The sequence below is a fragment of the Petrotoga miotherma DSM 10691 genome (genome assembly GCF_002895605.1).
Lineage (GTDB): Bacteria > Thermotogota > Thermotogae > Petrotogales > Petrotogaceae > Petrotoga > Petrotoga miotherma.
This window is the reverse complement of record NZ_AZRM01000035.1, coordinates 18,415-29,549: the sequence shown is the minus strand read 5'-3', so window position 1 is coordinate 29,549 and position 11,135 is coordinate 18,415. Positions and strand designations below refer to the sequence as shown.

Sequence of the window (11,135 nt, the reverse complement as noted above, 5' to 3'; positions counted from 1 at the left end):
ATTCCCTGATTGACGTTTTCTCCAAGTCAGTCCTGCAAACTTAGCCAACTTATCATGGGATTGAAAGGAAGCTATCGTACCTATCTCACTGATGATACCAGAGGAGATAACAGGACCGATACCGTTGACAGAGATGAGTGATTGATATTGGCTGGGATTAAGCCCTTTTACCGTTTTTTCAATAGCCTTATCAACGGTTTCTATTTCCTTTTCCAAGGCTTTTATTACGTTTAAAGAAGAAGAGATAGCGATATTCAAAGGTTCATAAGCCATTTTATCCAATCTGTACGAATTCTTGGCTGCTTGTTTAAGAAGTGTTGCAACCTTTACGGGATCTTTGAATCTGTTTTTACTTTTTTTAATAACGAACTGAGTTAAATCATCGATGGATTTGTAAACTATCTCATCCAAAGAGTAGAACTCAGTCAAAGCAGCACAAGATGTAGCACCATATATATCGGAAAAGGGCTTATCCCTATTATTCACAGCCAATTCACTGAATTTCAAATAAATGTTGGAAAGCATCCAATTCTTTTCAGAAACGAGTGTATGAACTAAATGGAACCTATGGCGTGTAAGTCTTTGTAAAGCCAAAAACTGAGAACCACGCCAAGGGGAAGAAGAAATCTTGCCACATCTAGCGAAATCGGCTATGACGTAAGCGTCCAAATGATCTGTTTTATCGATATCGACAAAAGTCTTTTTGTAATTGGCTGTAGTTTTTGGATTAAGCTGGTACACAAGAGGTTTAAAAGGCAAAAGTTTCTTATTAGTTGACAGGAAATTGGCTATGTGAGTACTGTAAAAAGAAGTAGCTTCCAAAGCGATAACGACATAATCAAGGTTGTTAGAAACAAGGCAATTGGAGATAGCCTCAGCAATGTATTCAGCACCTATTCTGTTATTTTTAGTATCAAAATCAAGGAGTTTATTGTTTTGGAAATCAATTGCACAAACTGTATTAGTTAGAGAACTCACATCGATACCGACAAACAAAGTAGATAAAACGTCGTAATTCATAGTTATTTCACCACCTTTCGAAAAAAGATAAAGGATGAAAGAAAGAGATGCCCTAATCTTAGCAGCCAAAGGCAACCTCGCGCTCTATGAGCATCCACCAATGAAAAATAGCCTTGCTGATGGCCTAATCAAGGGTGATGCAGTAATCGGTTAGCAAGTTGACTGCTAAGTCAGGAAACAAGCTTTTTAGGCAACGGCCAAAAGGCCTTGCAGGGGGGCAAGGAATCTTCCCTCGCTAATCATCCTGGTACTATTTTAGCATTAGGGCATCTCTTTACAAAAGAAATAATAAAAAAGATCAAAAGACAGATTTTTAGTACCATTTTTTAAGTTTCATAACTATACATATTATACGAGGGGGTATCAAGATGAAAAAAGGCTTAATTTTAACTTTGGTATTGTTGGTAGGAGTACTTTCACTATTTTCACAAACGTTAACCGTGTGGTCTTCTGAAAAACAAGTTGACTTCATGAAAAGAATCGGTCAGGAGTTTACCAGGGATACAGGCATAAACGTTGATGTCCAAATGGTTACTTTCGGCGATATCAAGTCAAAATTCTTAACCGCAGCACAGGCAGGAGAAGGCCCAGATATAATAGTTGGAGCTCACGATTGGGTTGGAGAATTAGCATTAAATGGATTACTTGAACCTATTCCAAAATCTGCCATTGAACTTGACAAATTTGCTCCATCAGGAATTCAAGCGTTCACCTATGAAGGCAAGTTGTATGGATTGCCCTACGCCATTGAAGCAGTTGGATTATTCTATAACCGTGATTATGTAAGCGATGAAGAAGTTCCAACAAGTATAGACGAGCTAAAGGCCTTAGCAAAAGAGTTTACCACGGATGAAACGGTTGGATTTTCTGTTACTGCAAATGATTTTTATCATGTTTATGGTTTCTTTAGCGGATACGGTGCATATGTGTTTGGATACAATCCTCAAACTGGTTACGATATAACCGATCTTGGATTGAACAATGAAGGAGCCATAAAGGCCGGATATCTTTTGAAGAGTTTCTTCGACGAAGGTATAATGCCACAAGGTATGAACTACAATATTATGGATTCCATGTTCATGGACGGTTTGGCTGCTATGATAATAAACGGTCCATGGGCCGTAAAAGCTTATTTGGATGCAGGTATAGACTTCGGAGTAGTCCCATTAACAAGCATAGAAGTTGAGCCAGGTAAATCAATGAAACCTTTTGTTGGTGTACAAGGTTTGATGATCAATTCTAGATCAGAAAATAAGGCGTTCGCGATGGAGTTCATTATTAATTACTTAGCAACAGCTGAAGGAATATATCAATTCTATATCGCTGATCCAAGATTGCCGGCAAGGAATGATGTTTCTCAGATAATCGAGGAACAAGGCGGTCCAGTTCCTGCTGACATAGTTGCTGCCTTCACAGAAAGTGCAGCAGGTGGAGAACCAATGCCTAACATACCCGCAATGCAATCGGTTTGGCAACCTATGAATGATGCTCTAAACAACATTATAAACGGAACACAAACACCAGAAGATGCTCTAAACGATGCCGTATCGAAGATAAAAGTTGCTTTGTAATTTATATACCTTTAATTGATCTTTTAAGATTAAAAAATAACAAGTTTAACCAACAAGAAGGGGAGGGCAACTCCCTCTCCTTTTTTTAAAGCTAAAATTTTTGGGAGGGGCAGCTCATGAATAAGTTCACTACTTTTTTAATATGGATATTCATTGGGGTATTGAATGCACTTCTTGTATGGGCAATACTTCTTTTATTCATACTTGCCAACTATGGATTAGGCGTAGTTATAAGTATTTTTCTCGTCTTAACGGATTGGGCGATTTTTTCTAAAAAAGCTTATCCATACAGGTATACGTTACCTGCTCTGTTTTTTCTCTTCATTTTAACTATATATCCAATTTATTATACAATAGATACCTCATTCACCAATTATGGCACAGGACATTTATTCACTAGAACTAACGCTATAGATACTCTCCTCACAGATCCAACGTACTACTTTGAGCCAGAAGACCCAAAAACCTATGATTTCAAAGTATTCGTCAGATATGATGAACAATACAAACCAACTGAAGACTTTTTATTACTTTTATATGACGATAAAAATATGTATTTATCCGAAAAACCGGTAACTTTAGAGTACGATTCAAGAGGTAACCTAATATACGCCGAATCGGAATTGTTCCCAGTCGAAAACGACGAAGTAAACATAAACGATACAACTTACACACTAATACGCCCTACTGAGAGTTTAGGAACCAATGGCAGTGATTCAATAATAGCCATTGAAAAAGATGGAGGAATTAGATACGCGTATTTCTACTCTCCTGTTGATCCTCTTACCTCTACAAATTCAGCATTTTACAACTCTGTATTGAGGCAAAATTATTTGAAGTCTTTAAATTTGGTGTTGGGGGATCAAAACTTCCGTCTCTCTAGTTCAACAATATTCAAAAAATTTTCAGAAGCCTACAGAGTTTACGACACATCGGTTAAGGTTATAGTTGACGGAGAAAGAGAGATATACAAAACAGTTGTGGTGAACACTCTTACCAACAAAGAATTAGTTGAAAGAGACTCAGCCTTTTGGGATTACAATGAGAATGGAGAATTGTACAGATTAATAGGATACAAAGACTATATAGGTGGGGAAAACTTTGCAAAAATAATAACCGATCCACGAATCTCTGGACCATTTTTTAAAATTTTTGGTTGGACTTTTGCCTACGCAGGTTTAAGTGTTCTTCTCACTTTCGTAGTCGGACTGGCATTTGCACTTGTGCTAAACGATGTAAACCTTAAAGGAAAAGTAGTGTACCGAACTTTACTAATAATTCCATGGGCGATACCTGCCTTTATTTCAGTTCTGGTTTGGAGAAATGGATTTTTCAACGAAACGTACGGGATTATCAACAGATTCATACTTGGAAACATAGGGATAGAACCCGTAAAATGGCTGAACGATCCATTTTGGGCAAAAGTGGCGATATTGATAACGAACACCTGGCTGGGATTTCCTTACATGATGACTATAAACCTCGGTGCCTTACAAAGTATTCCAGGGGAATTATACGAAGCAGCCGTTATAGATGGTGCAACCAGATGGAAACAGTTCAGACAGATAACGTTACCGCTTTTGATGGTCGCTGTTGCTCCATTACTGGTTATGAGTTTTGCCTTTAATTTTAACAATTTTACATTAATCTATCTGCTTACAGGTGGCGGACCAGCAATGGCAGGAACGAATACACCGGCAGGTTCAACAGACATATTGATCTCATACGTATATAAATTAGCCTTTGAAGGATCACAGGGGCAAGACTTTGGATTTGCTTCTGCTATTTCGATGATCATATTTGCAATAATAGCAGTATTTAGCTACTTTAACTTTAGATTCTCTGGTTCATTTGAAGAGGTGAGTAGATAATGGCCATGATCGAAAAGAAAAATTACACTTTAAGGCATATCATATTAATAATCTGTGTCGTAGTAATACTATTTCCTCTTGTGTGGTTGATCTCTACATCGATAAGAAGAGATAATGCAGCCTTTTCACCAAAATTGTTTTCAAACAGATTAACTATAAATAATTATAAGGATTTAATACTTCAAACTCCAAATGTACCAGAGTTAATAAACGAACTCAATTCTCTTAGCTCGTACATCGGAGAATACAGTGGACTGTCTACAGCGGAAGCACAAAGCAAAGCAACGAAGTACATAACCAGTTTAGAAGAATACTTTGCAGAGACCCAAAACAATTTCGAAGATTTGGAAAATTCGTATGATGAGATATTCACAATTTATGAAACTCGGTATAAAGACCAGTTTTATAACGAGATAAACAACATAAGGAATGAAGATTATCAAACCTTCCAAGAAGAGTTAAACACAATATTAAATTTATCCCAAAGCATGGGCATAGACGCTGACACTACACAATTGCAAATGTTGTTAAGTGAGTATTTTACTCAGAGAAAAGAAATAATAACTAACTTGGAAAATAGTTCTTTGAATAAAGATAGCGAATATTATATAGAAACGGTAAATACGATACTACAAATACCTCTGAAAACTTCTGCTTGGAGGATAAGAACGTATAGGAGATGGGTGAAAGAGGAGCCCGAAGCTCAAAACTTTGAAGAGAGCATTTCATCCATGGCAGAAAGATGGGATTCAATTGAAACAGAAATAGAAAATATCCAAAATGATATTCAAATACAGGCTAAAGAATTATATGGCGAGTCAATAAGCCAAGTATCTCAATTAGAAGCAGAATTAAACGATATAAATTCACAAATATCCCAAATCACTTCACAACAAGCCCTTTTAGAAAGGCAAAACAATGAAATATACAACAGCCTATCTGCGCTTTTTGATATATTCATAGTCGAAAAAGAGCGGTTAAATGCTGCTTATAACATATTAAGTGGACAAGACTTAACGAATGTGGAAGGAAAGACACCATTCTTTGGGGAAGATAAATCTTTTTACGATAACGTTCAAAAATTTTATCAGGTCATTCCTTCTGCTTACAAAGATTTGAATTCTATAGACAAGTTCATAGAAAATGGATTTGTAGAAACCCTCGCACTTTTCACTGAAGTCTATCAATTTTTAAACGATAACTTCACAAAAATATACGCCATAAAAGATTCAACATCAATTTTACCCAGCTATCAAGCAGCAAAAAGTTCGACTTTAAAATTGTCTGAAAACATAGACGAATTGCTCCCATTAACATCACAATATAGTTCAAATACTCAGCAATTAGCCCAATACAGTACCCAGTTAAATACTTTAAGAGAACAAAAGAACGAAATTCAAACAACCCTTACCAAACTCAGACAAAAAAATGAAGAAATCTTGAGTAACTTAGAAAAGATACAAAACCTTCCTTTTTTGTTAGTTTATTTGGAAAGTACCAATCAAGAAATATCTAACAACTTTGAATCAACGAACTACGCATCTTTCATGAATTCTAATTATTATCCATATTTCAATCCCGATCGTGACAGATACGTATTAATGAATTGGTACAACAATCTGTTGGAATCAAAGCAAAGATTCGACACTGGAAGAGAAACCTTAACGGTTATCCAAAATCAAATGGAAGAAGACCTTAATATATTTAAAACAAATCTCAATGAATATCTCACTTTGAATCAAGGCGGTAACGTGACCACTATTGAACCACTTTCTGAGATTGAAACACTTTACAATACGCAATACGGGAAAGCTTCAGCCGATATAGCCCGCGCCTCAAGGATAGTTAGCGATCTATCAAATTACACAGATTACTCAGAGTTAAAGTCCAAACTTAGGAACATTGATAAAAATCTTTATTTGTTGCAAGAAGATTGGTCAGCAAAAATAAGAAAACCTTTCCTGCGTTGGCTCATAAATTCCATAATAGTAGCTGGTATAACCTCAGTATTCACGGTTCTAATAACCTCGGTTGCAGCGTATCCTTTTTCAAGGATGAGATTTGTAGGAAGAAAGCAGGGATTATTCTTCTTGATGATAATTCAGATGTTCCCAGGAATAATGTTTATGATAGCAATTTATGGCATATTGAAATTTATGGGTGATTACTTTGGAGTATTTGGTTTGGATTCCTTGGATGGATTGATCTTTGCATACATGGGAGGAATTGCCTACAACATGTGGTTGTTCAAAGGTTACTACGACACCATTCCAGACTCTTTGGAAGAATCCGCAATGATAGACGGTGCTACGAGGTTTCAAACCTTTTGGAGGATCGTTTTGCCTCTATCTTTGCCCATAATAGCGGTCGTTACGATACTTACCTTCATGAACATATTCAACGAGTTTGTCATGGCAAGGATAGTTTTACAAAGCGAAGCGAATTATACCTATGCCGTGGGATTGCAAACCTTCTCGACAGGACCTTACGAAACAGAATGGGGATTGTTCACCGCAGCGTCGCTATTGGGAGCCATTCCTATGGTAGTTCTATTTTTGTCTCTCCAAAAATGGATAATAGGAGGATTAACACAAGGTTCTGTAAAAGGTTAATCATTAAGAAAAAGGAGACATGTGGTTTACATGTCTCCTTTTTTGTGGTGCGCCCAGCATGCGCAATAGCTAAGCGGTGAAAGTCTGATCAATTCTGTTGAACCGTATTTTAGCAGGATTGTTATTCCGCCTTAGTGTAGTTATAATAATAATCACCACTCCACATTGGATTGTATATAAATCCTTTCAGCCATGAACGGGTTACTTTATTTGTTAGAGTTTGCGCGAGAGGAAAGTTAGGTGTGTAGTATATGATAAATTTTTGAATATCTAGGTACATTTGCTCTCTTATAACAGGGTCAGTTTCAGCAGCTGCATCTTCTATCATTTTGTTCAATGATCTCCCACCAAACTCCGGCCTTGGCAAATTTGCAAAATCTTCATATAGTTTTCCCAAATCTTTTCCCGTATTACCTTCGCTATGATAACGGTTAAAAACAAAGTTATGAGGATCAGGAAAATCCATTGAAAAACCTAATATGTAAACAGGAAGCCTGTGGTTCTCCAAATCGTCCAAATATGTTGGCCATTGAATTCCTCTAACTTCGAGTTGGAACCGTGGATTTATCTCTGCTAGATTATCCCTCAATATTTCTGCTGCAGCTCTTCTGGTGTCATTACCAACGTTATATACCATTGTCGCTTTAAAACCTGTGTTCCACAATCTTCCACCATACGCGCTTTTGAAATAATCTTCCGCTTTTTGAAGATCTAATTCGTAAAGAGGAAGTTCTTCGTTGAAACCTAATAACCCTTTAAGTACTGCTGTAGAAATTCTTATGCCCTGCCCTTTCAGTATTTCGTTTATCAATGCATCATAATCCATAGCATAAGCGAATCCTAATCTTACATTACGATCTGCAGCGAAAAAGTCTGGTGGAATTCCGTTCCCATCTAATTGGCCTGAACCAATGTACGGCGATTCAGGATCTATTGACCAGGTGAAAAGTAACATGTCTAGGCTGAGAGCTGGAAGCCCCTCCAAAACTGTTATCCCTTCCATTTGCTTTACAACATTTAAATATTGAGGAGGAACATCGATTATGTCAGCATCTCCTGTTTCGAGCATAGCTCTTCTTGTTGACCACTCGGGTATACCTTGAATGGTTACTCTTCTTATTGGGGCTGGACTTCTCCAATAATCATTATTCCTTTCGAGCGTTACTCTTTGTTGAGCGTGGTCCCATTCTACCAATTTATACGGACCTGTTCCCATCGCATGGCCCGAGTAAGGAGACTGTTCTTTTGTCCATCCGTGATACTTCCACCATCCTTCTGCTTTTCCATCCCATATGCCTAATTCTATAGAATATTCTTTGTCTAATATCGCACCCCACCCCCAGGCAGCAGCTACAATATTCAAAAATGGGGCAAAAGGTCTTGCCAAATGAACATGAACTTCATTCCCTTGAACTTCTACTGCTGGATCTATAACATCATAATAGAAATTAACTAGAGCTTCTTCGTATTCTGGAGTTGTTGGATTCATATCATCATCAAATATAGTATCCCATGAATCACCTACATAATCTTCTACCAGTGATTTGAGATCTGTAACACCGAAAAGAGGGTCCAAGAACATCCACATTGGGCCTCCGGCAGGAGCATATAAAATACCTCTTTCGAAGGTATATTCGACATCTTCAGCTGTTAAATCGTTACCGTTGTGGAATTTAACTCCTTCTCTTATAGGGAAGACATATGTTGTTCCACCATCTCTCAAATAACTATTTTCAACAGAAGGAACAACTGTTGAAAGCATCGGAACAAACTCAGACAAACTCTCACCATCGTATTCTATCAAGAAGTCATAGACGTTGAAAATAACTTCGCCACTAGAAGTGTCGTAAGCATGGTGAGGGTCTAAAGTATCTGGCTCACTTAGTGTTGCATCGAAGATCATATCAGGGTTTTTAACCTGAGCAAACGCAAAAATCCCCATCAAAATAACCATAAGAACAATAAAAACTTTTTTCATACCTCTACCTCCTCGTATAATATGTGTGGATACTATTTTTCTAAACAAAATAAAGAAAAAATTTTCATGGTTTCTACAATCTGTGAATTAAATTTCATAAAAATATATCTTTTATATCACAAAAAAGAAATCATTTAGTAATCTTTTAAATTATACAACAAATAAAGTTATACTGCAACCATTTCAGACTAATTATAAAACAAAAAAGTCCTCTGATTTGTACAACCAGAGGACACGATTTTTGAGATAGCCAAAAAGTATAATATAAACCAGAATTTGCTGTGGAAGGTTTTTGAAGTCTGGCATTCATAAGGAGAATTTTACTTTCCAAAGTCAAAGAAAGAAAATATTTTATAAAAGTAAAGTCAACTTAATAAAGTGGGTATAACGTATATATCTAAATCAATATCTAAAAGCACTTTTGCCTATAAATTCTCTTATTATTGAAGTTTTGGGTATTTCGTCGAGCTCCGTGATTGGTAGAAAGTAATCCAAAAACCTTAGTAATCTTTTAGCTTCTGTATATTCCGGATGAGAGTTATCAATAGTTAGCAATAGTGGCTCGGCAAATAACTTCAACACAGAAAGTTCGTAAACTAGGTGTGAATTGAACATAATGTCAGCCTCATCTTGAAAAGGAAATATGTTTTTATGTTCACCTCTTACAACCGAAGGCCAAATTTTTAATGTATCTTCGGCAGAATAACCTCTAAAGTAATAATCTCTCACTAACCTTCTTATAAGTCTAGTATCCGTTGTAGGAATTCTATCCATACTGTCTAAATTCATTTGAGTTAAAGAACTAACATAGATTTTGAACTTTTGTTCCTTTGAAATAGAAGCGGTTAACAACTCGTTCAAACCATGGATCCCTTCTATAATAATAGGTTGATTTTCTTTTATTTTCAAAGTTTCATCTCGCCAAAATCTTGTACCACTTTTGAAGTCAAATTTTGGGAGTATAACTTCTTTTCCCTTTATCAAATCAATCATTGTGTTATTGAACAGTTCTAAATCTAAGGCATTTATGCTCTCAAAGTCGTAATTACCGTTTTCATCTCGAGGTGTCTTCTCTCTTTCTAAGAAAAAGTCATCCAACGATATTGGAATAGGTCTTAGCCCATGCACTTTAAGATGCAAAGCGATTCTCTTGGCACTTGTAGTTTTCCCTGAAGAGGACGGACCAGCTATCGTTATCAATCTTATATTTTTTCTATTTACTATTTCATCAGCTATTTGTGCATATTTTTTTTCGTGTAAAACTTCTGCTACCCGAATGATCTCTCTTACTCTTTCGGCACCATGAGAGATTATGGAATTTAATTCTCCAACGGTTTGTATTTCCATAATATCTAACCAATTTTTGTATTCTTCGAAAGTTATAAATAACTTTGGGGAATATTTATAATCCGGAACGTCGTCTGGGAAGCGATTTGTTGGATGAGTTATAACGAAACCCTTTTCTACTTTTTTCAATTTGAATTTATTGACATACCCTGTTGAATAAGGAAGATATCCGTAAAAATAGTTAAAATATTTACCAGCATAATATATATTAACCGTACTTTTCTTTCGGTATTTGAAAAGTAAGGCTTTATCTTCTTCTCCTGTCTCCTTAAACATTTTTATAGCATCAAATTTATCGATGGTTTTCTTTTCAAATACTATATCTTTTTTAACGATTTCTCTCATCTTATTTTCGAGTAACAATAAATAATTTTCCGAGGGTTCTCCAGATTTAAATTCGCAATACATAGCATCGTTGAGAGTATTATGCACATAGAACTTATCTTCTGGATTAATTTCTTTGAGTGCAATATACAAAACAAAGAAGAGTCCTCGCCTATAAATACGCACTCCATCTGCCGTTGTAATGTCGCAAAACTGTATGCTTCCACTTTTTGGCACTCTGCTGAACAATTCCTTAATGTCATTGTTGAATTTTACGTATAAAACCTTTTTATTGGTGGATTTTTCAAATTCTTTTGCTATATCAATGAATTTGGTGTCTTCACGTGCATAGTAAACGTGCCCGGATTCAACATCTGTCAGTTGAAAACTCATATTGATTTTCTCCTTTCAG

6 protein-coding genes are annotated in these 11,135 nt (G+C 36.2%); 3 read left to right on the top strand and 3 right to left on the bottom strand.

Annotated features, from left to right (window positions below):
- Positions 1-1,089 (bottom strand): IS110 family RNA-guided transposase (locus X928_RS07155; RefSeq protein ID WP_211286497.1); only part of this gene is annotated, 1,089 nt, incomplete at its 3' end.
- 299 nt (positions 1,090-1,388) lie between these two features.
- Here X928_RS07155 and X928_RS07150 point away from each other — a divergent pair.
- The 3 genes from X928_RS07150 (at position 1,389) to X928_RS07140 (ending at position 7,074) form a co-directional block, all read left to right on the top strand.
- Positions 1,389-2,591, top strand: a complete 1,203-nt coding sequence (locus X928_RS07150) for a sugar ABC transporter substrate-binding protein (RefSeq protein ID WP_103079119.1) — start codon at positions 1,389-1,391, stop codon at positions 2,589-2,591.
- A 116-nt stretch (positions 2,592-2,707) separates the two neighbouring features.
- On the top strand, positions 2,708-4,462 hold the full coding sequence (locus tag X928_RS07145; RefSeq protein WP_103079118.1) for an ABC transporter permease subunit: 1,755 nt from the start codon (positions 2,708-2,710) through the stop codon (positions 4,460-4,462).
- On the top strand, positions 4,462-7,074 hold the full coding sequence (locus tag X928_RS07140; RefSeq protein WP_103079117.1) for an ABC transporter permease subunit: 2,613 nt from the start codon (positions 4,462-4,464) through the stop codon (positions 7,072-7,074). The genes X928_RS07145 and X928_RS07140 overlap by 1 nt, the downstream gene beginning before the upstream one ends.
- Before the next feature lie 121 nt (positions 7,075-7,195).
- Here the strand turns inward: X928_RS07140 and X928_RS07135 are convergent, their stop codons facing one another.
- Both X928_RS07135 and X928_RS07130 read right to left on the bottom strand, forming a co-directional pair.
- Positions 7,196-9,052: an ABC transporter substrate-binding protein gene (locus X928_RS07135; RefSeq protein WP_103079116.1), complete on the bottom strand. Its 1,857-nt coding sequence runs from the start codon at positions 9,050-9,052 to the stop codon at positions 7,196-7,198.
- A gap of 402 nt (positions 9,053-9,454) precedes the next feature.
- The gene (locus tag X928_RS07130; protein WP_103079115.1) at positions 9,455-11,116 is read right to left on the bottom strand and encodes a nucleoside kinase; all 1,662 of its coding nucleotides are present in this window, start codon (positions 11,114-11,116) and stop codon (positions 9,455-9,457) included.
- Positions 11,117-11,135: the final 19 nt, after the last annotated feature.